Origin of the sequence: Bacteroides sp. AF34-31BH, from assembly GCF_003602795.1 — a bacterium.
GTDB lineage: Bacteria > Bacteroidota > Bacteroidia > Bacteroidales > Bacteroidaceae > Bacteroides > Bacteroides uniformis.
The window spans coordinates 28,984-55,616 of the sequence record NZ_QTLV01000013.1; the positions used below are offsets into that span (position 1 = coordinate 28,984).

Here is a 26,633-nt window from a genome sequence, read left to right on the forward strand (position 1 = left end):
GCCTTGTTATTTGTATATTTATGCTTCCCCACTGTTTATTGTCAAGGTTTTATCTTTCTTGGAGTCGGATAAGCGTGGTATTCTTTTCCGTCCAAAAGACACCCATTTTCTTTAGCACTACGTTTCACTCCATCAGCCCCCCAAGTTCCCCATTGCTTAAAAAAGAAAGCTGTACCTGTGGAAGCGTCACATTGGGATTTAATATTCAAAATCCAGTCCTTTTCCATCTTTCTGGCTCTATTACCAGATTCACCGCCAACGATAACCCAATCAATATCAGACAAGTCAAGTGCTCCCAGGTCTTCCAACAGAGGCTCGCAACTGAGGAACCGTACCGGAGCATCCAGTTTCTTCAGGTAATCAATGCGATCTTTCACCTTCTGATTCTCAACTGTAACACCGAGCCAGACATTTTCAGGAATAGTATGAACTGAAAAATATTTACACATTCTATCTGCCCGTTTTGTCAGAATCTGAAATGTATGCTGTGGGCACTGGTTGATAACTTCCATTACTTTGTCGATGAAATCAAACGGGATTTCTATATGGAAGAAATCACCCATACTTGCCACGAACACAAGCTTGTTGCCTTTCCACCAAAAGGGTTCGTTCATACACTCGGGATGTATGGTCGGAGTAAAACCGTTCTGATACTTCGCTTGTCCCATAGCTTGTAGTCGTTTAACCATAGCTTTCGCATAACAATCATTACATCCGTCACTTATCGGAGTACAACCTGTCATTATATTCCAAGAAATGCTAGTCCACGAGATTTTTGTATTATTACTCATATTTTTTTCATTGTTATTTTATTATTAAAACTCAACATCCACCTGTTTCTAAGCCATTTATACTCTATACCCGGGATGTTTTCAGGCATAGAAAGGGCTGTAATGGGAATTTTTTGTTTTCTCATTATCCAAAAGTTTTTAGAAAGTTCAATTATGAGCAAGCAAGCCGGCGCCTATGCTTGCTGACTAATATCAGAATTTCAAGCACCTATAGGAGACTATTTCAATGCCAATCTCCTCATCCCTGATTGCGGATTGTTGTAAAGCATACCAAAGGTTAAGATCCTTCCCGACAATAACCAGCTTCTTTTCCAGAGCGTCATCAAGGGAAGTAACAAGGTCTCCATTATCATCAACTATGGAAATATCACGTACCAGATAATCATAAGCAGATACCACATGAAGTATTATCTTACTCTCTAAAGGGCACTTCAACCGGCACTGTAGTTTGTTGATGATTCCGGTATCAAGTTTGGTCCTTTGAGGGAGACAGAGAATATATCCATCACTCCTAAGTTGATCTAATGTTTTCATCATCACGTTCTTTTATCAGTTTATAATTGTTTTTCCTACGTTAAAGCGATATTTTGTCTTTTGGGGAACAGAAATTGTAGTCAATGAAGTACAATTTGCGAAGGCTCTGGGGGCAATTTTAATTAACCTGGGGAAACTGATTTTCTCCATATACACATTCCCCTCAAAAGCACTCCCGTCTATTTCCATAACCCAGAACGGCACATCAAATTCCCGTTTGTTAGAAAAATTAAAAATCAGTGTACCGTCAGCCGTATATAGACATTCATCCTGTATTTTGAAATATTCAGACAGATTGTCAATTTCCCTTATACCGGAATAGGCAAAAGGATTTCCTATGATTTCCTTCAAGCTATGTGGTAATGTGATACGGGTTAGGTTTGGGCACTTCCAAAACGCTTCCCGATTTATGCATTCCACTCCTTCCGGCAGGTGTACATGTTCAAGATTGGTACAGCCGAACAATAACTTTTCCGGTATTTCTGTTACCTTTGGAGGAATGGCTATTGAGTTTAGAGCCATCCTTTGAAAAGCTCCTGAACCTAATTTAGTAACCGAGTCAGGTAAATCCAAGAATTCGGTCTTATTGGAAAAAGAGAGGGTAGCAAAAGCATTATCCGAAATACTCTCTGTTCCGTTTTCGACAGCATAATAACAGCACTCTTGATTCAATAGCTTTAGAAATACCTTTCCATCGCCTGAATATAATGCACCATTACACTCTTTGTTCTGATTTTTCATCATTTAAAATTATAGTTGATCCCCCACCACGAAGATGGGGGAAGTTGTTTTATGAAAGAATTTTTTTGATTTTGTCAAGATTGGATGATTTTTTGGGTGAGGCTACACTGGAAACCATCCTGTCGTACTCCTCTTCCGCATTTAAAGCCAAAGCCTCGTACTCTTCCTTTTTACCATCCTTTTTGATTTCCTTCTGGAAATTTTTCCATGCTTGGGTTATTACTTCTGTTTTTTGGTTTACAGAATCTGCTTTTATGGCAGCAAGTAGTGTCTGTTTGGACAAAGAAGTGATAAAAAGCATCAGTTGATCCATCGTTTCAGCTTTCTGTACATCAGAAACGGCATTATAAGCTGCAATGACAGCATCAATGATGGCACTGTTCCTCTTCATCCGTACTTCATTTCTACATGCTACCTGGATGGCTCTGCGTATTCTGTCTCCACGCTCTATTTCAGCATCCGTACCTCTAAGTTCATCAGACAGTTTATTGTAAAACAGCGCATCCTCAAATTTCTGTTTTCTATAGCCGTCAATCATCTTGTAAATTTTCCACGCGGCACGCTGGGTCATCTTATCCTCATTCACGCATTTTTCTATACTGGAAAGAACAGTCCTGCCCTCTTTTTCAAAGGTCTGTACCAGAAGTGTTTCGGTATCACGATGATTCCATTTCTTACAGGCAAGATTATATTCTCCAATATATGCTCCTACAGAAAAATTTTTAGGAATATTCACCAGTTCCATCCGTGCATCCAACGGAATGTTTCTGGTCTCTTCGCTGGCTAACCAAAGAGCAAGCGCATCCGCTTTGTGCTGCCCGTCAAGAATGCAATAATACATATCTATATTGGGAGTGGCTAATGTAAGCATGTTGCCCGTGCGATCTCTCAGAGTATGTCCTTCTTCTATCAGTTTTCGGGCTGCTACAACCTTAATGCTGTTCAGCATACCGACACGCTTGAAGGAGCCAAACAGAAACTCCACATGTTTCATGTCGATTGACCGGTTTTTATCAAGATATGCAAATTTCCCACCGGCTCTATGGAAATCAAAAACTCCTACCTTCTCGCCATTACTTAATTGCATAAAAATTTTAGCTTTGAGGGATTCCCCATCTATTTGCACACTACTTGCAAGTTGTTGCGCTCGCAGTTCCTTCTCTTTTGCGCTACTGTCACTGTCAGGCGTAGCACTACCCTGAGGTGTCATACCATTGTTAATACTCTCTATCATCGCTTGGATGGTTGCCTGCTCTGCCAATGCAGTCACAGGACTTTGGTTGTTTTCTTTCATTTTTTAGTATGAAAAGTTATTCAAATAAGCATCAATAGCAGTTTGATCATATAAAGGTGTCCGTCCTACATATTTTGTAGGTCTTAAATAACCTTGCTCCCTATGGCGATATAACTTTGCTTTAGAGATATGAAGCATTTCACACAACTGTTTTGTTGTATATAGTTTCGTACCTACATTGTTTACATTTATACTCTGGGAGGATTGCTCCACCCTTTCTAGCACTCGATTAACAATTTGATCGGCAATCGTTTCTACTATTTTTTTTACTAGTTCGTTCATGATTTTTTCTTTTGATGCCACAAAGTACGAGATTTTTCCACAGCTTTTTCAGGGGGTATTTAGAAGAGAAAAAAAATTATTCCCCCTACAAATAAAAAGCCCATTGGTCGTTCCAATGGGCCAGCACTTTTTTATTCTAAATAACTAATAACAGACTTTTTTATATCTGCATCTATTGCTCGATATCTGGAGAATGCTTTACTGCCATCTGCGTGTCCTGTCATGCTACCTATTAAGTTAGCGTCTTTTACTTCCTTATATAGATTTCCAATGAAGTTCCTTCTTGCCATATAGGATGTTGCAACTTCATAGATGGGGTGCTGCTCATCCTTTCTTGTTATTGGATTGATAACTGTCACGATTCTTGAAATTTCAGCTTTCTGGAGCATTATTTTTATAGCTTTATTATAATGTTGTATTGAAATGAAAGGCAATAACGTTTTACACTTTTTATCTGCATAACGGTTGAGAATTATTTTAGCTTGAGATATTAGTGGTACGCTTACGGTTTTGCCACATTCATCTGCGGTCTTACTTGGTATATACTCAATAGAATCGCCCACGACATTATCATCTGTTAATCTATAAAGATCACCAGAACGAATACCTATGCAAGATTGAAAAACAAAAATGTCACGTTGTATTGCCAGTTGCGGATCATCTGAAAAGTCAAAATTAAACAGTTTATTCCTTTCTTCTATTGTTATAAAGAATGGAGTACCATAGACACAAGTCGGTAGATGATACTTCGTAAAAGGATTGTTAGTAGTTCTGCCTGTATTAACTGCCCAATTATAAAAAGTCCTAAGACGTTTCAAGATGTAGTGTACCCCATTAGTACCTCTAGCTTTTGGAGTTCGCATTTCGGGATATGTTTTGTATATCTTTGCATATTTGATACAATTCCCGTCTTGATCGAAAAAAGTATGTTCAATGCGTAAAAATTCCTCAAACTTAATTAAGTCTAAGTCTGTAACTTTATGAATATTGAGAGAGTAACCATTACCTCGGTATATCTCATATCTTTTCAACACTCGTATCAGTGTACCAAACTGCGCCTCTCTATTTCCGGTTTTTACACGGACGGATATAAACAATTTCAATAAATCAAAAAAAGCTAGTTCATCATTGTCACTCTCTTTTTCATCTTTACCGAAATGGAACTCATTGATAATACGTTCTAGCCAAACTTTACTGAGTTCTTCGATAGGTGCGATAATACTTTATAAAAGTAACAAGGGCATCAAGTTGTTTTTGTAGATTAATCAAATCTCCTTGCTCTTTTACATGAATACGTGGAATCATTATCTTTTCCTTTTTTTCATCCCAATACTTCGGCAATACATATAAATTGGACTTTGCTCGGAACACTTTATTACGAGCTGCTGACATTCGTAGATAAATTTCACATTTACCGTTACTTTTTTGTTGTTTACTAGATAAATAAAGTCTTATAGTTGCCATATTTTCAATATTTTATGTTGCGAAAATAAGGCAAAGGCGGCATATTGTTCGGGGGATAAAATCACATAAAAGAATTCTTTTCCTCCTTTCTTGTAAACGGTTGACAAAAAGCACTTATTTTTGTCAACGCTAAACATTCCTGTTGAAACTTAGGTAGATCTTATAAAATTATATATACTAATAAATAGCTGTATTACAGTATTATATATACTTATACTATTCTCATTAGGTCTCAAAAAATCACCCAGGCTGGTCCACAAACAAGAGGCTCATTCTTAATAGAATAGAGCCTCTTTTAATTTTTGGACTCCGCTATACAAGCCCGGTATTTGTGTAATAAAACAACCTTCATCATGAAATACGGAGTATCTCCAAATACACTGCTCATAACTGCCGGAACCATATGGTCATTGGCAGGAGTCAATATTCTGCGTATAGGCCTGACCTGCTGGATAGATGACGGACATTATTGGCTATTCAAAGTCTGCGAAGCCAGCCTGGTATTCCTTCTGTTCTTCGGCATTATTTTCCATAGGCTATACAAGAAACATACTCTCCGTATCTCACAGAAGAAAGGGAAGCACTGCCCCTTTTCCTTTTTCGACGTAAAAGGATGGATTGTCATGATAGGCATGATTGCAATGGGAATTGTAATACGTACCTGCCACCTTCTGCCCGACTCCTTCATCGCAGTGTTCTATACCGGACTTTCTCTCGCGCTTCTCGGCACCGGGCTACGCTTCATCTGGTATTGGTGGAGGAACAGATAACTCCGGATTCACCGATTCCCATCCTATGCAGGCTCCGGCAAAGTGCTGACCGCCTCGTTCTTTATCCTTTCAGGCTTATTGCTATTCCCCGGCAATTTCCAAGCCATGCTGTGGCCCTTGGCCCTTATCCTCATCGGCATCTTCCTTCTCAGACATCACCATAGGAGAAACTGGACACACCAAAGGACAGTGCATCGCCGTGCCAAGATGGTACAACGGATGATGAACAAGAGAATGGGAGAGCAAGAGGAACAACAATGCCAGTCTGACGACGGATTCCTCTACTCCAACAACTCCCTGAGTGCCGTACGCCACGTCGTACTCGACGAGCTTTTCAAGGGAGCGAACATACGCACCTATTTCGGCGGTACTACCATCGACCTGCGCCACACGAACATAGCACCCGGAGAAACCTACATAGACCTGGACTGCAGTTGGGGAGGAGTGGAACTGCACATACCCGCCGACTGGCAAGTACGCATAGAATGCAGTTGCTTTTGCGGCGGATGTGAAGACAAACGCTGGCAAGGCACACCTGCCAAACAAGCATTCCTTTCCGCCTCTTGTTCGGTATTCCTGCCTGGACAGCTATCCTTTTGTGGTATCATCTGCAGATTGTGGCAGACACTTCATTACAAACAGAAGATTTCACCGCCCCCGAGGCAGAAAAGGCCGCTCCCCTGCCACAAGAAGAAAGTATTGACCGGATCACGATAAAAGACGGCTCCCGGATTCACATCATCAAAGTGGAAGACCTATTATACATCCAGGCTTGTGGGGACTACGCAACCCTGGTGACATCCGACGGAGAGTACATCAAGGAACAGACCATGAAAAACTTTGAAACACATTTGCCAGCAGATAACTTTGTCCGCATCCACCGCTCGAGCATTGTCAACGTAACCCAGATATCACGAGTAGAACAGTATGGAAAAGAGACCTACCAAGTGACGTTAAAAAGTGGCGTCAAGCTACGGGTAAGCCTCTCCAGATACCGGTTACTGAAGGAACGGTTGGGCATATAAATGCCGCAACCAGTCCTTCAGAATACTTCCTGCAGAGGAAAAAGACAATTAATCTTAAAATACAGCGGAATATATAACTTTGTCCAAAGTTATTTGTTCCTTTATCTTGCTATGATGAAACATCTGTATTACATACTTATGTTTACCTTCCTCTGTCTGGGTTTGACTGCCATCTCCCAGGAGGAACAGCCAGACTCACGGAATACTACCGGGAGTCCGGCGGGAATAGTTGTCGGAAGTCCGGCCTCCGAATGCTCCTTTACCGCCTACACACAGTGCGCATCGTACACAGCCACCCACCGTTCACTATTCAATGACGAAAATACCGACTGCTGGACCAACGAAGCGTTGTGTCCGAACAGCCTATACACACATAACCACGCCTCTCCGAAATTCCTGAAGATGAGAATTCTGAAACCAGCCGGGCAACTGGAGCATCTGCTTTCCAGCCATCTGTCTGCCGGAGAGAGCGCCAACCTTTCATTCAATCCCAATGCTCTCCGCTATTCCTGCGGATACTATATCTATGCACTGCTGCATATCCTGATTTAGACTTTATCGGACTTATTGCAAACCATTACCGGAGGTGTACTGCATGTACATCTTTCGCTTTTTTATTATCCATTTCATCACATTAATATCATAACTATGTCCGATTTATTCCTCCCCACCCTTGAGATGATGGGGCTCACTTTTGCAATCGGTTTCTTTGTGGCATTCATCATCAAACTGATAGCCAGCGCAGCCGATTCACTCGATTTCTACAGTTCCCACCAGCAGGAGTTACTCCGCCTGCGCCGCATAAAGAAGTTCCGCCAGAAGATGGAACTGATGCTACACACCCCCTCCATGCACGGAAACATCTTCGGCAACGACACGCGCGAAGACTACAGCCGGGGTGTGGACCGTGAAAACGAAAAGCCTCGAGGCTATTACCACGGAGTAAGCCACGGTGTCTCCAAAAGAAACCTGGTAGACTACTTCTACCCAGAAGATACCCTTATGATGTATCTGGAAGATGCCATCAGCCACCGTGACAACAAGAACAAGACTAAAAAGAACAACGACACCAAAAACAAAGACTAATTATGGAGAATATAGATTTTGCAACCTTGTTCCAAGGATTCGGAACAATGATGGAAAGCGGCTGGCTACTCTCCTCTGCCCGTGTATTTCTAATAGCCCTGGGCCTGCTGCTCATATACCTGGGATGGAAAGGCGTACTGGAGCCGATGGTCATGATTCCCATGGGACTGGGTATGGTCGCCATCAATTGCGGCACCCTTTTCATGCCCGACGGCACATTGGGGAATCTCTTTCTGGACCCGATGCTTTCGGATACGGACGACTTGATGAACACCATGCAGATAGACTTCCTGCAACCGGTCTACACCCTGACCTTCAGCAACGGATTGATTGCATGCTTCGTATTTATGGGTATCGGTACCCTGCTCGACGTGGGCTTCCTGCTACAGAAACCGTTTGCCAGCATATTCCTTGCCCTATGTGCCGAATTGGGAACTTTCTTGACTGTACCCATCGCATCTGCATTGGGACTGTCCTTGAAAGAAAGCGCTTCCGTAGCCATGGTAGGAGGTGCGGACGGGCCGATGGTGCTTTTCACCTCCTTGGCCCTGGCCAAACATCTGTTTGTACCCATCACAGTAGTGGCCTATCTCTATCTGGGACTGACATATGGCGGTTACCCCTATCTGGTGAAGCTGCTGGTGCCGAAACGCCTGCGCGCCATCAAGATGACGAGCAAGAAGCCGCCCAAAAACTATGATGCCAAAGTAAAACTGGCTTTCTCGGCTATATTGTGTGCTGTACTGTGTTTTCTGTTCCCGGTTGCCTCGCCGCTGTTCTTCTCCCTGTTCCTCGGAGTGGCAGTACGCGAGTCGGGGATGAAGCATATCTACGATTTTGTAAGTGGTCCGCTGTTGTATGGTTCTACTTTCATGCTCGGTCTGTTGTTGGGCGTACTTTGCGACGCACATCTGCTGCTCGACCCTAAAATTCTTAAATTGTTGGTATTGGGCATGGGCGCACTGTTGCTCTCCGGTATCGGCGGAATCATTGGAGGGTACATCATGTACTTCATCAAGCGGGGCAATTACAATCCGGTCATCGGAATTGCAGCCGTGAGCTGCGTGCCTACTACGGCGAAGGTTGCCCAGAAGATAGTAAGCAAGGACAACCCCAATTCCTTCATCTTGGGAGATGCCCTGGGTGCTAATATTTCAGGAGTAATCACTTCGGCCATCATTACGGGTATCTATATTACTATAATTCCCTATCTGTAGCCTGCGTAGTGGGTTTAGGTGACGGAAAGAGGTTGTGGCAATCACAATCTCTTTCTTTTTATGATACATGGGGCAAGCTGTTGCATTTCAGATAAAATCCTTTACCTTTGCCGGCAAACACATTTATCAAGATATCAGGATGAAGAAAGTATTTAAATTGGCCGGAGGATTCATGGTCGGGGCATGCATCGGCTTTGTAGGAATAATAGGTGTAAGAGTCCTGGTTTTAGGAGACTCGTTCGACGGTTTACACAGCAAGTTTGCCGAAACCGGCATGCTGGAGACAGTAGGAGTTTCCTTGTTAGCCATACTGATTCTGCTGTTCTCCATCTTCCTGCAAGTGCTTCTGCACGAAGGCGGGCATCTTGTCTGCGGACTGGCAACCGGCTACCGCTTCGTCTCCTTCCGCATCTTCAACCTTACCTTCATACGGAAAGACGGGAAATTATGCATCAAGCGTTTCAGCCTTGCCGGAACGGGAGGCCAATGCCTGCTTACCCCACCCGAAAGGCCTCTTAAAGATATCCCAACCACCTTGTACAACCTGGGTGGAGTGCTTGCCAACCTGCTGACCGCCATCCTTGCCTTCCTCCCCCTGCTGACCGTAGACGGGCTGCCTTACCTGCTGAAATTCTTCCTTCTGATGCTCTCTTTGATTGGCATTCTCCTTGCAGGGATGAACGGCATCCCCATGAAGATGGGCGGCATCGGCAATGATGCCGACAACATGCGCCTGCTTCTCAAGGACAGCAAGAGCAAGCAGGCACTGGTCACCCAGCTGCGCATCAACGCACTGGTGCAAGAGGGCATGCGTCCTAAGGACATGCCTGCCGAATGGTTCAGCCAAACGGAAGACATCAACTACAAAGATGCCCTGCAGGTCACCATAGCCTTGATGAGCGCCTCGCGCCTGCTCGACTGCGAAGAATGGGAAGCCGCCTACAATGCATTTGAGAAAATAATGAGCCACCGGCACGAAGTCATCGGACTTTTGATAAAGGAAAACGCTTGCGAGTTGCTCTTCACCGCACTGGTGACAAAGAGGACCGCACGGGCAGAAGAATTATATACCGATGAGCTGGATACCTACATCCGGCAATATAAGGATGTGACGTCTTCCAAACAGCGGCTGCTCTGCGCCCTGGCACTCTACCGGGACAAGGACACAGCAAAAGCAAAGGAGATTTACGAAGCCACCTGCCAACGGAAAAACAAATACTTGATGCAGGGAGAAGTCAGTTCGGACATAGCCTTGATGAAATCAATCCTTACCGCCAAGAATGCCTTGTAAGATGGAACGATATTTCTTTTACTTGTTATATCTACTGCTTGGCTGCTCACTATGCGGTTGTAGCAGAAAACAAGCGCCAAAGCAGACACAAGACCCGGATACGGAGACCACCATCCCGTACGCCGACACCATAGCGGCACCCGTCCCTCCGGCTCCGGCTAAAAGCCGGACAGCCCGCTACCTGGACTCCCTCGGTTTCGTCAACATCGCCGAAGCGGACAGCAGCATCGCCATCGACTTGATGTACACCCGTGCCGACAACTTCACCGGAACCCTATTGTACGAAGACCTGAAAGAAGCCTACCTGCACCCCGATGCCATGAAAAGCCTGAAGCGGGCACAACGCCTACTGAAAGAACAGTACCCCGGCTACAGCCTCATCGTCTACGACGCAGCGCGCCCCTTGTCCGTACAGCAGAAGATGTGGGACGTAGTGAAAGGAACCTCCAAATACATCTATGTCTCCAACCCCTCACGCGGCGGCGGCCTGCACAACTACGGATTGGCGGTGGACATCAGCATACTCGACGATAAAGGAACTCCTCTGCCCATGGGCACCCCGGTAGACCATCTGGGCAGGGAAGCCCACATCACAGAAGAAGCCGTGCTCGTGGCACAAGGCAAGCTGACGGAACAAGAACGTGAAAACCGGCTGCTGCTCCGGCAGGTAATGAAAGAAGCCGGATTCCACCCGCTACCCAGCGAATGGTGGCACTTCAACCGCGTCAGCAGGCAGACGGCAAAGGAGCGATACCGGGTCATCCCTTAACTCTCACCCCCAGCTTGTCCGGAAACTTAAATTTGCTATCGCTTTGACGCGGATGACGCAGATGACGCGGATTTTTAATATTCTTAATCTGTATTATCAGCGTCATCTGTGTCTGAAAAATAATCAGACAGAAAGCTGCGAATTTATGCCCCACTTTGTCCTTTTTGAGATAACTTTGCATCAGAATAAATAAGCCAAGCCATGCCTTTATCCCAAGACACCCTCCGCTTCATCCGCGAGCATCGCCACGACGACGTGCGCAGCCTTGCCTTGCAGGCACGCCGCTACCCTTCGGTAGACATGCCCGCCGCCATCACACAGATTTCCGGCTGGCAGATTGCCAAAGAGAAGATACCCGCATGGGCCGAGAACGAGCATATACTCTACCCCGCCCACCTTTCTCTGGAACAATGCTCCTCCCAAGCAACGGCACAGTATAAAGCGGAGATTATAACTAACCTGCTACATACAGAACAAGAACATCCCGCGCAGAACAGTACCCCCGCATCAGCCGGCACCTTTACCGACCTCACCGGAGGTTTCGGCATCGACTGCGCCTATCTCTCCTCCCGCTTCGGGCATGCCACTTACGTCGAGCGCCAGGAAACCCTCTGCCAGATAGCCGCACACAACTTCCCTGTCCTCGGCCTGAACCACATCTCCGTCTGCCACGCAGACAGCGTCTGCCATCTGCAAGAGATGGAGCCCGTGGACTGTATATTCATAGACCCTGCCCGCCGCGACGGACACGGTGGAAAGACCGTAGCCATCGGCGACTGCGAACCCGATATAGCCGCCCTCGAAGAACTGCTGCTACGCAAGGCAAGACACGTACTGGTAAAACTCTCCCCCATGCTCGACCTCACCCTTGCCCTGAACGATTTGAAGCATGTCCACCAGGCACACATCGTCTCCGTGGGCAACGAATGCAAGGAACTGCTGCTCTTGCTGGGACAAGGCGAAGGAGTGCCGGCAGACGACATCCCCATCCATTGCGTCAACTTCACCGGTGTACCGGCTCCCCAAGCCCTCGTCTTCACCCGCCGGCAGGAGAAGGAGCGTGCATGCCCCTACACCCCTCAACTGAAATCATACCTCTACGAACCGAATGCCTCCGTGCTGAAAGCCGGTGCATTCCGCAGCCTCTCCTCATTGTATAAGGTGGAAAAACTGCATCCCAACAGCCACCTCTACACCTCGGACCACTTCCTGCCGGACTTCCCCGGCCGCAAGTTCCGGATTACCTCCTCCTGCGGCTTCGGCAAGAAAGAAGTGAAAGAGATGCTGGCTGCCGAGAAAAAGGCGAACCTCACCGTGCGCAACTTCCCCGCCACCGTGGCCGAACTGCGCAAACGACTGAAATTGGCCGAAGGGGGAGGCACTTATCTCTTTGCCACTACTCTGGCAGACGAGAAGAAGGTACTTATCCGCTGCCAGGCTACGGGATAAGACACCAACCCCTATACCTTCCCCTGCACGAGATGTACATCTCATGTTGCTCGAGATGTACATCTCATACAGTCCGAGATGCACATCTCGTGCATCTTTAGCGTCAATCTGCCAGATGACGGCAAAGGGAGATACCGCCGAAAAGGTACTACCTCCAAGAATTTATGTAACCTCATTGTAACTGAATCGTTATCTGTTCTTCAACGCTCCGCAACCTCCACGTAACGGCAACCCTCTACTTTTGCGGCAGATTATTAACAGATAATAACAAGTATGAAACAGATTTTGAGAGCATTCTTATTCTTACTCCTATTCACCGCCACCGTCAATACGGCCATTGCCGACGAAAAAGCAAATGTCACGAAACAAGGAACTGTACGTGGACGCATCATCGACGCCACTAAACAAACTCTCCCGGGCGCATCCATCTACATCGAGAAACTACACACTGGCGTGACGAGCGACGTCAACGGCTTCTACACTTTCTCTAACCTTGACCCGGGAACCTATACAGTAAAGGTGAGCTACGTGGGCTACTCTCCCGTAGAACTGAAAATCACCATCCCCGCAGGCCGTACACTGGAAAAAGACGTCGTACTGAACGAAGGCGTGGAGTTGCAGGAAGTGGTGGTAGGCGGCGCCTTCCAGGGACAGCGCCGTGCCATCAACTCACAGAAAAACAACATGGGGATTACGAATGTAGTCTCTGCCGACCAGGTAGGCAAGTTCCCCGACTCCAACATCGGTGACGCCCTTAAACGCATCTCCGGCATCAACGTGCAGTACGACCAAGGCGAGGCACGCTTCGGGCAAGTGCGGGGCACGAGTGCCGACCTCAGCTCCGTCACCATCAACGGCAACCGCGTTCCCTCTGCCGAAGGCGATACGCGCAACGTACAGCTCGACCTCATTCCGGCAGACATGATTCAGACCATCGAAGTGAACAAGGTAGTAACCGCCGATATGGACGGCGACGCCATCGGCGGCAGCATCAACCTCGTCACCAAGAACTCCCCCTACAAGCGTACCATTGCCGCCACCGCCGGAACCGGCTACAACTGGGTGAGCGAAAAGGCGCAACTGAACCTTGGCTTCACCTACGGCGACCGCTTCTTCAACGACAAACTCGGCTTGATTGTATCGGCCTCCTATCAGAACTCACCTTCCGGTTCCTACGACACCGAATTTGTATGGGAGCAGGATGACAACGGCAAGACGTACGTCAACGACTACCAAATCCGCCAATACTACGTCACCCGCGAACGCCAAAGCTACTCTGCCGCACTGGACTGGGACATCAATGCCAACCACAAACTGACCTTCAAAGGCATCTTCAACAACCGCAACGACTGGGAGAATCGCTACCGTACCACGCTGAAAGACCTTGACCCCGACGGCAACGCCACCGTACGCATACAGACCAAAGCCGGTACGCCGGACAACCGTAACGCCCGCCTGGAACGCCAGCGCACCATGGACTTTGCCCTCGGCGGCGAACACCTCTTCGGCGCCCTCTCCATGGACTGGCACGCCAGCTATGCCAAAGCCAGCGAAGAACGTCCCAACGAACGCTACATCGACTTCCAACTGAAGAAACAGAAGTTCGACATGGACCTGAGCGACGAACGCCAACCCTTTGCCAGCCCCAAAACAGGCTCTACCATGACATTGAACGATGAATTCAGCCTGAAAGAGCTGACGGAACAGCAGGAAGACATCAAGGAGCAGGACCTGAAGTTCTCCGCCAACTTCAAACTTCCCTTCAAGAACGGCAACAAGCTGAAGTTCGGCGCAAAGGTAGTGCGCAAGACCAAGGATAAAGAAGTGGACTTCTACGAATACTCTCCTCTGGACGAGGATGCCTTCATGACGAACAGCCTAGCAAATACAGTGGACCAGACCAACAAGAACTTCATGCCCAACAACAAATACCAGGCAGGCATCTACGCCAGCAAGGAATACACCGGCTCTTTAGACTTGAACAACGCTTCCCTCTTTGAGAAAGAGCAGGTACAGGAAGAACTTGCCGGAAACTTCAACGCCCGCGAAACCGTGACTTCCGGCTACCTCCGCTTCGACCAAAAACTGACAAAAGACGTGGAACTGATGACCGGACTTCGCATAGAGAACACCAACCTTGCCTATACGGGACGCACCTACGATGCCGACGAAGACCTCACCAGCAAGACCGACCGTCAGCGCAACAGCTACATCAACTTCCTGCCGTCGCTGCTCGTAAAGTGGAATGTAAACGATGACTTCAAAGTGCGCGGTTCGTTTACCCAAACCTTGTCACGCCCCAAATACTCGGCCCTCGTGCCCAGTGTGAACATCAAACGTTCCGACAACGAAATCACCATCGGAAACCCGGAGCTGAAACCTACCGTCTCCTACAACTTCGACTTGAGTGCCGACTACTACTTCCGCAGCATCGGTCTGATAAGTGCCGGCATCTTCTACAAGAAGATAGACGACTTCATCGTAGACCAGGTGAGCACCAACTACGAATACCAGGGTAACACCTACACCCGCTTCACCCAACCCAAGAATGCGGGCAACGCCAACCTGGTAGGGGTAGAGTTATCCTACCAGCGCGACTTCAGCTTCATTGCTCCCGCTCTGAAATGTGTAGGTTTCTACGGAACGTACACCTACACCCACTCCCGTGTGGAAGACTTCAACTTCGAAGGCCGCGAGAATGAGAAAGACTTGAGCATGCCAGGCTCTCCGGAGCATACCGCAAATGCTTCCCTATACTTTGAGAAAGGCGGTCTGAATCTGCGCCTGAGCTATAACTTCGCTTCCGATTTCATCGACGAAATGGGAGAAAGCACCTTCTACGACCGCTACTACGACAAGGTGAACTATATGGACGTAAACGCCAGCTATACCTTCGGAAAGAAGTTCAAGACTACCTTCTACGCCGAAGCCAACAACCTGCTGAACCAGCCGCTACGCTACTACCAGGGCACAAAAGACCGTACCATGCAGGCAGAATACTACGGCGTGAAAGTGAATGCGGGAGTGAAGATTAATTTTTAAACAGCGAATTCTATCTCAACAAGTTATCAACATTAACTACTCAACAATTTAATAATGACAATGAAGAAAATATTCCTTTTACTGTTTATTGCCCTACTCGGCAACGCAGCCATTGCCCAAATCACCGATTACTCCATCTTCGACAAGAAGTTCAACTTCTACGTAGCCAACGACCTCGGCCGTAACGGCTACTACGACCAAAAGCCCATCGCCGAACTGATGGGACAAATGGCAGAAGAAGTAGGCCCCGAATTCGTTCTTGCCACCGGCGATGTACACCACTTTGAAGGCGTACGTAGCGTGAACGACCCGCTTTGGATGACCAACTACGAACTTATTTACAGCCACCCGGAGCTGATGATAGACTGGTTTCCCCTGCTGGGCAACCACGAATACCGCGGTAATACGCAGGCTGTGCTCGACTACAGTAATATCAGCCGCCGCTGGACCATGCCCGCCCGTTATTATACCAAGACGTTCGAGGACAACGGCGCTACCATCCGCATCCTTTGGGTAGACACCGCCCCGATGATTGACAAATACCGCAACGAAAGCGAGACCTATCCCGATGCCTGCAAGCAGGATTACCAGCAACAACTTTCCTGGATAGATTCCGTACTGACTGCCGCCAAAGAGGACTGGGTTATCGTTGCCGGACACCATCCCATCTATGCCGAAACCCCGAAGGACGAGAGCGAACGCGCGGATATGCAGGCACGTCTCGATCCCATCCTGCGCAAGCACAAGGTGGATATGTACATCTGCGGGCACATCCACAACTTCCAGCACGTACGCGTGGCAGGCAGCGACATCGACTATATCACCAATTCTGCCGGTTCGCTCGCCCGCAAGGTGAAGCCCATCGAAGGGACCGTATTCTGCAGCCCCGAACCGGGTTTCTCCATTGTATCGGCCAGCAAAAAGACACTGGAACTGCGCATGATTGACAAGAAAGGGAATGTATTGCACACGGTGACGCGCAGCAAATAATCCAAGCCGGCACGCAAGCAGGCGCATTCCCCCGAAGCCCTGCCGAACAACCACTTTCCTCCCACGAAGCAAAAGACCATGTTTCGTAGGAGGATTTTTCCATCTCATACGACAAAAACAAAGCCTATCCGCAGGAATACAAGAAAAAGCCCTATATTTGCATTTGTCAATACATAACTATGATGAAGAAGATACACTTCCTGCTACTAATCAGCCTGCTACTTGCCGCTTGCAGTGATGACGACAAAGAGAAACAACCCGCTTTTGTGACCAATATCACCATATCCGATGCCGGAAAGACCTTCAATCCCGGTGATGCCGTGACCGTCAAAGCCGACGGCTTGCAGAGCGGCGACCAAATCATATTGGACATCTACTGGCCGATAGCCGACAATCCTCTCTTTCCCGAAGGGTATTCACGCTACACACGCGCCGTTACCACGGAGCAAACCACCAACAGCATTACTTTCCTTGCCCCCGGACACTGGCCCGCCTCACGGGTAGAAATGTTCCTGGAACGGGCAGGACAGCTTCAGCCTCTCGGCCAGATTTCGGTAGCCGACGGACAATCCCCCGAAGAACCATATCTCTACGGTATCACCAACTCCCACGCCATTTACACACCGACCGTTCCCCGCGGCATCACCCGTATCGACCTGGTAACACAAGAAATATCGGAAGTAATCCAGTTCCATGACGACGAAGATTTCCACCTTGCCGCCAACATCCCCGGCACCAACATCCTCTGCGGGATACGGGAGAAAGACGGCAGTAGTTTCATCGACGGATACGACCTCTGCATGCACTATTGGTGTAACCCGGTAGAACGTAACGCAATTACCATCTGCTCGGACTTCAACAACACTGTTTCCCTGGAAATGGCCGGAGATAAGCTCCTCACCTACTGTAGCATCTCTTATCCGGTATATACCCGGTTGAATATGCCACCGATACATACTCCCGAAATACCATTACCGGATGGACTGAAGCCCGAATCCCTCTCACGCTATCCGGGCGTGATAGCCGACGCCCACATGCTGCTCTCGGCCAACAACGGCGACGGCACCTTCTCGCCCGTCGTGATAGACATCGCCAAAGAAAAGATGCATTGCTACGACCCCATCAAGGCCGAAGCCTTGATACCTTTCCGGATTATGGAACCATCCCCCGAAAACCCAAACAGCCTGCAATGCAAAGGAGGCTATATCGTTTCCCGTGCCAATGGTGGAGATACGCAATTCTGCTTATGGGATACTACTGCCGGAAACTTGAAAGAGCCTTTCGCCACCTACCCCAACGCCGTACGCTCCGCTGCCATGTACTACTCCAAGGACGGGCAGACAAGGAAACTCTACGTGCAGTTTGCAGGCTATCGTGAAGGCGACTTCATCGAAACTTATGATTTCCAGACAAAGGAATGGAGGATGTTTATGTTCTACGTACCGTTTGCAGAGATTTTACTGGCACGATAACCGGCTCCCTTACTGCTTTTTCTCCCGTAAGTCATCCTTGGGTATGGTCGTCTCACTGCCGTCACGCGTAGCTATGTAGTGAGGAGACATGATTTCGATGCCTGCTTCGTTGAAGGCATCCTGGATATTCTGATGCAAATCAGAGTAAATCTGGCTAAGGCTGTTGGCATCCCTAATATAGGCATTCACTTGATAAACCGGATAATAATCCTGAAGGGAAGTCTCCAATACAAACGGACGGGGATCATCTATCACTCCAGGAGTATTCAATGCAGCCTCTATCAACAGCTGATGTGTCTTCCGCCACGGAACATCGTAGCCAATACTGACCTCCGAATGGATAATCAATCCATACTCACGGGCAGACTGGCTGTAATTGACCGTATGGGAAGACATGATGAAAGAGTTCGGAATGGTCACCACCTCATTCTTCGGAGTACGGATGCGGGTGACGAGCGGTGTTTTCTCAATGATGTTGCCAGTAGTGTCATTCAGCTTGATGCGGTCACCCAGCTTGAAAGGCCGCATGTAGGTTATGACCAGTCCTGCAATGATATTGCCGATAACCGTACTGGAACCGAGCGAAACAATCAAGCCGACAAACACGGAGATTCCCTGGAAGACTCCCGACTTGGAACCCGGCAGATAAGGGTAAATCATGGCAATCATAAACGCATAAAGCAAGAAGCGCACAATATGATAGGTAGGAATGGCCCAATCCGGATAGAAGCCGTTTATCTTCAGCCGTTCAGCCTGCACCTCATTGGCAAGATAACGCACCAGTCTGACCAGATACTTCACCGCATAGCATATCACAAAGATTGTGAACAGATTGGGTATATAGTCGGTTATTCCATTCAGAATAACCTTTATAGGATTCCAGATGTAGGAGAATAATGTATAAGCCAAACTCTTGGTCTGAGGGAAAATGGAGAATAACAGTGGAACCGTCAGCAGCAACTGCAACAACATGACCACATAGCGCACCAGGTTGGCAACAAACACCAGCAGGTTGACCTGCTTCTGCGTGTCCAACAATTCATAATCCTGAATGGAAATCGGTTTCAGCTTGGTATCCTTCAGCTTCTGAATGCGTAGTTTGAGTTTTCTGAACAGCCAGTTGGTAAACTTGAACAAGAAGAACTGTCCCATAAGCACCAGGATAAAGTACAAGATACGCTTACCCAACTGCCACAAGCTATGCTCCTTCTGCATGGCTTTCAGTTTGTCCACCACGACATGCCTCTTGCTGGCGGCCAGCTGGTCGCGGGTACAGTTTTCCCACAAAGCATCCTGATCGGTAAAGGAAATGATGACCTTTTCGCCATACATCAAGTCTGTAACAATATCCGTACTCTCTAAATAAACAGAGTCCGGACGCAGATTGAAACGCGTACCCAATGCTTCGATGACGTTGCTTACATCTTTGGCTCGCTGTTGGGGCGTATGCCCTCCACGCTTGGCATACAGATAGAACAAAGTGTCCTTCTCCACCACCACCGGAATACCCGGTGTCACCGTCCGCAACGAATCAATGCGTTGTTTCTGCAATGCCAGCTTCACCGAATCGGCCGCATAGCCCGCCAACTTCATCTGCTCCATTTCCATCCGCAGGTTCGCCTCATTCAGCCGGGCTGTTTCCAACTCCTGCCGGACAAGCGACAACTGAATCGAATCGGAGTCAGTCCTTGCCACTGTGACACTCCCCACACTATCCTCACCTAAAACACTGAGCACTTTATCTACCAACTGAGCTGACACTCCGTCCGCCAGCATCAACAGCCAACAAAGACAGAAAGCACGGATAACCTTCATATATAAACTTCTTGATTTGATTCTTTAATTATGCAAATATACCCAATAAATGCTTCAAACATACGGAATGTTTTTAACTTCCTACCCTAATCGACATAACTTTTTCATGCAAACATGAAAGTTCTGTATCCGGTTTGCACTATCTTTGTACTCAAAATTGACATACCTATGAATATATTGTTTCTTGTCGGAGGACTGCTCCTCATTCTTCTGGGTGCCAATGGCTTGACAGACGGTGCCGCATCCGTTGCCAAACGTTTCCATATACCGTCCATCGTCATCGGGCTTACCATTGTTGCCTTCGGCACTTCCGCACCGGAACTCACCGTCAGCATATCCTCTGCTCTCAAAGGCAGTGCAGACATTGCCATTGGCAATGTGGTGGGAAGCAATACGTTCAATACCCTGATGATTGTGGGTTGTACGGCCCTTTTTGCCCCGATAGCCATTACCCGTAACACACTGAAACGCGAAATACCCCTTTGCATCCTTTCATCCTTCGCCCTGCTGATTTGTGCCAACGACGTCTTACTGGACAGCAGTGGGGAGAACATACTCAGCATCACCGACGGCCTATTGCTGCTATGCTTCTTTACCATTTTCCTGAGTTATACTTTTGCCATTGCAAAAAGGGATGGAAGTATGAAGGAACCGGAAAAGGAGCACTTACAGGAAGAAGACGAAATCAGGCTGTTACCCGCGTGGAAGTCCGCCCTATACATTCTCGGCGGACTTGCCGGCCTCATCATCGGAGGTAATTTCTTTGTAGACGGTGCCAGCGGCATAGCCCGCGGATTGGGTGTCAGCGAATCCATCATCGGTCTCACGCTCGTAGCAGGCGGCACTTCATTACCCGAACTCGCCACCTCCATCGTAGCCGCCTTGAAGAAAAACCCCGAAATAGCCATCGGAAACGTCATCGGAAGTAATCTCTTCAATATATTCTTCGTACTGGGTTGTTCGGCCTCCATCACTCCACTGCGTCTGACGGGCATCACCAATTTCGATTTGTGGGTACTCGTAGGGTCCAGCATCCTGCTTTGGCTGTTCGGTATCTTTTTCGGGAAACGCATCATCACCCGGGTGGAAGGAAGCATTCTGATTCTCTGCTACATTGCCTACACAGCGGTACTGATATACAACCTCTAACAGCAAATTTACAAACACCCTACGCGGTATTTTAAAGATTATCACGTATTTTTAAATAAGGCAAGCTGTACCTCGGCATAAAAAATAAGCAAGCTTATTTTGTTCTGCTCTCAGTTTGCATTACCTTTGTGGTCTCAATATTGAACAACTATGGCAATTACAATCAAGAAAGTAACCACAAGACGGGAACTGGAGCGCTTTATCCGTTTCAACTACCTGCTATACAAAAACAACCCTTATTCCGTCCCCGACCTTTTCGATGACATGCTCAACACCTTCAACAAGAAGAAAAACGCTGCATTCGAATTTTGTGAAGCCGACTATTTCCTGGCTTATCGGGAAGGTAAAATCGTAGGACGTGTAGCTGCCATCATCAACCACAAGGCAAACCAAACCTGGAACAAAAAGGAAGTCCGCTTCGGCTGGATAGACTTCATCGATGATGCGGAAGTCTCCGATGCCCTGATTCGCACCGTGGAAGAATGGGGAAAAGAACGGGGAATGACACATATACAAGGCCCGCTGGGATTCACAGATTTCGATGCCGAAGGTATGCTCATCGAAGGATTCGACCAGTTCAGCACCATGGCCACCATTTATAACTATCCCTACTATCCGCAACATCTGGAACGCATGGGCTTTGAGAAGGATGCCGATTGGGTGGAATACAAAATCTACATTCCCGACGCCATACCCGACAAGCACAAGCGCATCTCCGACCTCATCCAGCGCAAGTATAACCTCAAGGTAAAGAAATACACATCTGCCAAGAAGATTGCCCAAGACTACGGTCAGGCCATCTTCGAACTGATGAACGAAGCCTATCAGCCACTCTATGGCTATTCTGCACTGAGCCAACGGCAGATTGACCAATACGTCAAGATGTACCTGCCCATCCTCGACCTACGCATGGTGACATTGATTACCGATGCCGATGACCAGCTGCTTGCCGTAGGCATTTCCATGCCGTCACTCGCCGAAGCGTTGCAAAAAGCCCACGGGCGCCTGCTTCCTATGGGTTGGTATCACCTGGCCAAGACCATCTTCTTGAAGAAATATCCCAAGATGCTCGATTTGCTGCTGGTTGCCGTGAAACCGGAGTATCAGAACAAGGGGGTAAATGCATTGTTGTTCTCCGACCTTATCCCCGTCTATCAGCAACTTGGTTTCGAGTATGCCGAGAGTAATCCGGAGCTGGAGCTGAACGGCAAGGTGCAAGCGCAGTGGGAGTACTTCAAGACGGAACAGCATAAACGGAGAAGATGCTTTGTGAAAGGAATAAAATAAGTTCTAAATCCAGAATATAAGCTTGTCAGAAGTCCATAAAAGACATTATTTTTTTGCGAACCCCCGAATTTCTCATTACCTTTGTCGCAATGCGCAATATGAAGGAATAACGTACTTATGGAAGATAACAACAATATGACCCTGCCGCTGGAAGAAGCAGACAACAATATCACAGAGAGCCCCGTTTCCAGCGTGGAATATACCGACGACAACATCCGCCACCTGGACGACATGGAGCATATCCGTGTCCGTTCCGGTATGTACATAGGCCGTCTGGGCGACGGCTCACAGAACGATGACGGCATCTATGTGTTGCTGAAAGAAGTGATGGACAACAGCATCGACGAGTTCAAGATGGGTGCCGGAAAGCGTATAGAAGTGACTATAGAAGACAGTCTGCGTGTCAGCGTACGCGACTATGGACGAGGCATTCCGCAAGGCAAACTGGTAGAGGCGGTCAGCAAACTGAATACCGGGGGTAAATATGATTCAAAGGCTTTCAAGAAAAGTGTCGGACTGAACGGCGTGGGCATCAAGGCGGTCAATGCGCTGAGTAGCCGTTTCGAGGTACGCAGTTACCGCGACGGCAAAGTACGTACCGCCATCTTCGAGAAAGGAACGCTGTTGAGTGATGTGACCGAAGACTCGACAGAAGAAAGCGGAACCTATATCTTCTTCGAACCGGACGCCACACTCTTCCTGAACTATTCCTTCCAGAACCAGTTCGTAGAAACCCTGTTGCGCAACTACACCTACCTGAATACGGGCCTCACCTTCATTTACAACGGCCAGCGCATCATTTCCCGCCACGGGCTGGAGGACTTGCTGAAAGACAACATGACCAGCGAAGGCCTTTACGACATCATCCACCTAAAAGGAGAGGACATCGAGATTGCCTTCACACACACCAACCAATACGGCGAAGAGTACTACTCCTTTGTCAACGGGCAACACACCACCCAAGGCGGCACACACCAGACTGCCTTGAAGGAACACATTGCCCGTACCATCAAGGAGTTCTACAACAAGAACCAGGAATATGCCGACATCCGCAACGGACTGGTAGCCGCCATTGCCATCGACGTGGAGGAACCCATGTTCGAGAGCCAGACCAAAACGAAACTGGGCAGCAACAACATGTGGCCTGCCGCGCCGCAGGAACACAAGCCCGCCGGCCCCACGGTGAACAAATACGTAGGAGACTTCATCAAGACGGAAGTGGACAACTACCTCCACAAGAACCCGCTTGTGGCCGAAGTGATGCTGCAAAAGATACAAGACTCCGAGAAAGAGCGCAAAGCCATTGCCGGCGTCACCAAGCTGGCACGCGAACGCGCCAAGAAAGCCAACCTGCACAACCGCAAGCTGCGCGACTGCCGCTACCACTTGAGTGACGGTAAAGGCAAAGACCAGGAAACCGAATCCTGCATCTTCATTACCGAGGGAGACTCTGCCAGCGGTTCCATCACCAAGAGCCGCGACGTGAATACCCAAGCAGTATTCAGCCTGCGTGGTAAACCGCTAAATTCCTACGGACTCACCAAGAAAGTAGTTTATGAAAACGAAGAATTCAACTTGCTTCAAGCAGCCTTGAATATAGAAGACGGCATAGAGACACTGCGCTACAACAAAGTCATCGTAGCTACCGATGCCGATGTGGACGGCATGCACATCCGCCTGCTCATCATCACCTTCTTCCTGCAATTCTTCCCCGACCTGATAAAGAAAGGGCATGTATATATCCTGCAAACCCCTCTCTTCCGCGTGCGCAACAAAAAGAAGACAAGTTATTGCTATACAGAGGAGGAACGTGTGAAAGCCATTGAAGAACTGGGTCCCAACCCCGAAATCACCCGATTCAAAGGTCTGGGAGAAATCTCGCCCGACGAGTTCAAGCATTTTATCGGCAAGGATATGCGTCTGGAACAAGTGTCCCTGCGCAAGACAGACCTCGTAAAAGAGCTGCTGGAATTCTACATGGGTAAGAATACCATGGAACGACAAAACTTTATTATCAACAACTTGGTTATAGAAGAAGATTTGGCATCATGAGAAGAGCTATCTTTCCGGGAACATTCGACCCGTTTACTATCGGACACTCTTCGGTAGTGAGCCGTGCACTGACTTTTATAGACGAAATCGTCATAGGCATCGGCATCAATGAAAATAAGAATACGTATTTCCCCTTGGAAAAGCGCGAACAAATGATACGAGACTACTACCGGAACGAGCCGCGCATCATTGTGCAGTCCTATGACTGCCTGACTATCGACTTTGCCCGGCAGGTAGATGCCAGTCTGATAATACGCGGCATACGCACCGTGAAGGATTTCGAATACGAGGAAACCATTGCCGACATCAACCGCAAACTGACCGGCATAGAAACCATCCTGCTCTTCACCGAGCCAGAACTTACCTGCGTCAGTTCCACCACCGTGCGCGAACTGCTGCAATACGGCAAGGACATAAGCATGTTCATACCGGAGGGAATGGAGATTAGGGATTAAGGATAAAGGATTAGGGATTAAAATGGAAATGATGAAAAAACTATTTACTATTATAATATGTATATGCGCGGTGACGGCGCAAGCGCAAAAGCCGAACAATGAAGCCCTGCGCAAACTGCAAATGGCAGAGTTTGCCATCACCAACCTTTATGTGGACAAGGTGGATGAAGACAAGCTGGTGGAAGAAGCCATCATCAAGATGCTGGCACAACTCGACCCGCACTCCACCTACAACAACGCCGAAGAAGTGAAGAAGATGAACGAGCCGTTGCAAGGCAATTTCGAGGGCATCGGCGTACAGTTTCAGATGATAGAAGATACCCTGCTTGTGATACAACCCGTGAGCAACGGACCTTCCGAGAAGGTGGGCATCCTTGCCGGCGACCGTATCGTAGCCGTCAATGACAGCGCCATTGCCGGAGTAAAAATGAGCACGGAAGATATTATGAGCCGCCTGCGCGGACCGAAAGACTCGGAAGTGAAACTCACCATTGTGCGCCGTGGCGTGGACGACCAGCTGTACTTCACCGTGAAGCGTGACAAAATTCCCATCCTCAGCCTGGACGCATCTTACATGATACAACCCAAAACCGGCTATATCCGTATCAACCGCTTCGGGGCAACCACCGCCGAAGAGTTTGCAGAAGCCCTGAAAAGCCTGCAAAAGAAAGGAATGAAAGACCTCATCCTCGACCTGCAAGGAAATGGAGGAGGGTATCTGAATGCCGCCATCGACCTTGCCAACGAATTTCTGAAGCAAAAAGAACTCATCGTCTACACCGAAGGAAGAGCCGCACGCCGCAGTGATTTCTTTGCCAAAGGTACGGGCAACTTCAAGAACGGCCGTCTCATCATATTGGTGGACGAGTACTCCGCTTCTGCCAGTGAAATCGTGACCGGAGCCATCCAGGACTGGGACAGAGGCGTGGTAGTAGGACGCCGCACCTTCGGCAAGGGATTAGTACAGCGTCCTATCGACCTGCCGGACGGTTCCATGATTCGCCTCACTATCGCCCGCTACTATACTCCTTCGGGCCGTTGTATCCAGAAGCCTTACGACAGCACCGCCAACCTCGACGGCCGCCTAACCGGCGAGAACAGTCAGGATAAGTATAACCAGGAACTGATAGACCGCTTCAATCATGGAGAAATGATTCATGCGGACAGTATCCATTTTGCCGACTCCCTGAAAGCACAGACCAAGCGTATGGGACGTACCGTTTACGGAGGTGGAGGTATCATGCCCGACTTCTTCGTCCCCATCGACACTACCCAGTACACAGACTATCACCGCAACCTCGTAGCCAAAGGCGTGGTTATCAAAGCCACTACCGGCTACATCGAGAAGCACCGGAAGGAGTTGCAGAACAAATACAAGAAATTCGAAGCCTTCAACGAGAAGTTCGAGATAGACGATAACTTCCTTGCCGAAATACGTACGCTTGCCGACAAAGAGAAAATCAAGTTTGACGAGAAACAGTACAACCAATCCCTACCGCTCATCAAGACACAACTTAAAGCCTTGATAGCCCGTGACCTATGGGACATGAACGAATACTTCCAGGTGATGAACAGCACGAACCAGAGCGTGCAGCAAGCTCTAAAAGTGCTGAACGAAGGCATCTACAGCACTATTATCCAATAGCCGACTTGAAACA

General features: G+C 48.1%; 23 protein-coding genes and 2 pseudogenes. 17 read left to right on the top strand and 8 right to left on the bottom strand.

Annotated elements, in window-relative coordinates; all coding sequences use genetic code 11:
- Window positions 1-41: 41 nt before the first annotated feature.
- From DWZ67_RS16770 to DWZ67_RS16800, 7 genes are all read right to left on the bottom strand, one after another.
- Window positions 42-791 carry a phage Gp37/Gp68 family protein gene (locus tag DWZ67_RS16770; protein WP_120139376.1) on the bottom strand — a complete coding sequence of 250 codons (750 nt, stop codon included), beginning with the start codon at window positions 789-791 and terminating at the stop codon, window positions 42-44.
- Window positions 792-983: 192 nt separating this feature from the next.
- Window positions 984-1,325, bottom strand: a complete 342-nt coding sequence (locus DWZ67_RS16775; protein ID WP_044469167.1) for a hypothetical protein — start codon at window positions 1,323-1,325, stop codon at window positions 984-986.
- 15 nt (window positions 1,326-1,340) lie between these two features.
- Window positions 1,341-2,069, bottom strand: coding sequence for a leucine-rich repeat domain-containing protein (locus DWZ67_RS16780; protein ID WP_120139377.1), 729 nt, complete (start codon window positions 2,067-2,069; stop codon window positions 1,341-1,343).
- A gap of 46 nt (window positions 2,070-2,115) precedes the next feature.
- Window positions 2,116-3,360 carry a hypothetical protein gene (locus DWZ67_RS16785; protein WP_120139378.1) on the bottom strand — a complete coding sequence of 415 codons (1,245 nt, stop codon included), beginning with the start codon at window positions 3,358-3,360 and terminating at the stop codon, window positions 2,116-2,118.
- A 3-nt stretch (window positions 3,361-3,363) separates the two neighbouring features.
- Window positions 3,364-3,663 (bottom strand): helix-turn-helix domain-containing protein, encoded by a 300-nt coding sequence (locus tag DWZ67_RS16790; protein ID WP_022400974.1) that lies wholly within the window; start codon window positions 3,661-3,663, stop codon window positions 3,364-3,366.
- Window positions 3,664-3,773: 110 nt separating this feature from the next.
- Complete coding sequence (locus DWZ67_RS16795; protein ID WP_120139379.1) at window positions 3,774-4,745, bottom strand: phage integrase SAM-like domain-containing protein; 972 nt, start codon at window positions 4,743-4,745, stop codon at window positions 3,774-3,776.
- An 88-nt stretch (window positions 4,746-4,833) separates the two neighbouring features.
- Window positions 4,834-5,106, bottom strand: a complete 273-nt coding sequence (locus DWZ67_RS16800) for a hypothetical protein (RefSeq protein WP_120139380.1) — start codon at window positions 5,104-5,106, stop codon at window positions 4,834-4,836.
- A 353-nt stretch (window positions 5,107-5,459) separates the two neighbouring features.
- On the opposite strand from DWZ67_RS16800, the gene DWZ67_RS16805 reads away from it, so the two are divergent.
- From DWZ67_RS16805 to DWZ67_RS16865, 12 genes and pseudogenes are all read left to right on the top strand, one after another.
- On the top strand, window positions 5,460-5,876 hold the full coding sequence (locus tag DWZ67_RS16805) for a hypothetical protein (protein ID WP_005834337.1): 417 nt from the start codon (window positions 5,460-5,462) through the stop codon (window positions 5,874-5,876).
- A 234-nt stretch (window positions 5,877-6,110) separates the two neighbouring features.
- A pseudogene (locus DWZ67_RS20495) lies at window positions 6,111-6,329 on the top strand (hypothetical protein); the annotation flags it as partial.
- 92 nt (window positions 6,330-6,421) lie between these two features.
- Window positions 6,422-6,901 (top strand): annotated as a pseudogene (locus DWZ67_RS16815) (LytR/AlgR family response regulator transcription factor); the annotation flags it as partial.
- 111 nt (window positions 6,902-7,012) lie between these two features.
- Window positions 7,013-7,453, top strand: a complete 441-nt coding sequence (locus DWZ67_RS16820) for a hypothetical protein (protein ID WP_229081845.1) — start codon at window positions 7,013-7,015, stop codon at window positions 7,451-7,453.
- 96 nt (window positions 7,454-7,549) lie between these two features.
- Complete coding sequence (locus DWZ67_RS16825; RefSeq protein WP_008662481.1) at window positions 7,550-7,987, top strand: hypothetical protein; 438 nt, start codon at window positions 7,550-7,552, stop codon at window positions 7,985-7,987.
- Between the two features lie 2 nt (window positions 7,988-7,989).
- Complete coding sequence (locus tag DWZ67_RS16830) at window positions 7,990-9,204, top strand: sodium ion-translocating decarboxylase subunit beta (RefSeq protein WP_005830884.1); 1,215 nt, start codon at window positions 7,990-7,992, stop codon at window positions 9,202-9,204.
- A 139-nt stretch (window positions 9,205-9,343) separates the two neighbouring features.
- Window positions 9,344-10,495 (top strand): hypothetical protein, encoded by a 1,152-nt coding sequence (locus DWZ67_RS16835; protein WP_243635181.1) that lies wholly within the window; start codon window positions 9,344-9,346, stop codon window positions 10,493-10,495.
- Between the two features lies 1 nt (window position 10,496).
- Entirely contained in the window at window positions 10,497-11,264 is a 768-nt protein-coding gene (locus tag DWZ67_RS16840; protein ID WP_057098019.1) for a M15 family metallopeptidase, read from the top strand.
- 201 nt (window positions 11,265-11,465) lie between these two features.
- Entirely contained in the window at window positions 11,466-12,713 is a 1,248-nt protein-coding gene (locus DWZ67_RS16850; protein ID WP_119958604.1) for a THUMP-like domain-containing protein, read from the top strand.
- 273 nt (window positions 12,714-12,986) lie between these two features.
- Window positions 12,987-15,755, top strand: coding sequence for a TonB-dependent receptor (locus DWZ67_RS16855; RefSeq protein ID WP_005834321.1), 2,769 nt, complete (start codon window positions 12,987-12,989; stop codon window positions 15,753-15,755).
- A gap of 60 nt (window positions 15,756-15,815) precedes the next feature.
- Window positions 15,816-16,745: a metallophosphoesterase gene (locus DWZ67_RS16860; protein WP_005830908.1), complete on the top strand. Its 930-nt coding sequence runs from the start codon at window positions 15,816-15,818 to the stop codon at window positions 16,743-16,745.
- Between the two features lie 179 nt (window positions 16,746-16,924).
- Window positions 16,925-18,217, top strand: coding sequence for a WD40-like domain containing protein (locus DWZ67_RS16865; protein WP_034522959.1), 1,293 nt, complete (start codon window positions 16,925-16,927; stop codon window positions 18,215-18,217).
- Window positions 18,218-18,226: 9 nt separating this feature from the next.
- On the opposite strand, the gene DWZ67_RS16870 is transcribed toward DWZ67_RS16865, so the two are convergent.
- The gene (locus tag DWZ67_RS16870) at window positions 18,227-20,032 is read right to left on the bottom strand and encodes a mechanosensitive ion channel family protein (RefSeq protein ID WP_117887734.1); all 1,806 of its coding nucleotides are present in this window, start codon (window positions 20,030-20,032) and stop codon (window positions 18,227-18,229) included.
- A gap of 168 nt (window positions 20,033-20,200) precedes the next feature.
- Between DWZ67_RS16870 and DWZ67_RS16875 the strand changes: the two genes are divergently transcribed.
- From DWZ67_RS16875 to DWZ67_RS16895, 5 genes are all read left to right on the top strand, one after another.
- Window positions 20,201-21,181 (top strand): calcium/sodium antiporter, encoded by a 981-nt coding sequence (locus DWZ67_RS16875; protein WP_120139405.1) that lies wholly within the window; start codon window positions 20,201-20,203, stop codon window positions 21,179-21,181.
- 150 nt (window positions 21,182-21,331) lie between these two features.
- Window positions 21,332-22,468: an N-acetyltransferase gene (locus DWZ67_RS16880; RefSeq protein WP_120139382.1), complete on the top strand. Its 1,137-nt coding sequence runs from the start codon at window positions 21,332-21,334 to the stop codon at window positions 22,466-22,468.
- A 117-nt stretch (window positions 22,469-22,585) separates the two neighbouring features.
- Window positions 22,586-24,520, top strand: a complete 1,935-nt coding sequence (locus DWZ67_RS16885; protein WP_373123983.1) for a DNA topoisomerase IV subunit B — start codon at window positions 22,586-22,588, stop codon at window positions 24,518-24,520.
- On the top strand, window positions 24,517-24,975 hold the full coding sequence (coaD, locus tag DWZ67_RS16890; protein ID WP_005830918.1) for a pantetheine-phosphate adenylyltransferase: 459 nt from the start codon (window positions 24,517-24,519) through the stop codon (window positions 24,973-24,975). Before DWZ67_RS16885 ends, coaD begins: the two co-directional genes overlap by 4 nt.
- Window positions 24,976-25,006: 31 nt before the next feature.
- Window positions 25,007-26,620 carry a S41 family peptidase gene (locus DWZ67_RS16895; RefSeq protein ID WP_034529349.1) on the top strand — a complete coding sequence of 538 codons (1,614 nt, stop codon included), beginning with the start codon at window positions 25,007-25,009 and terminating at the stop codon, window positions 26,618-26,620.
- Window positions 26,621-26,633: the final 13 nt, after the last annotated feature.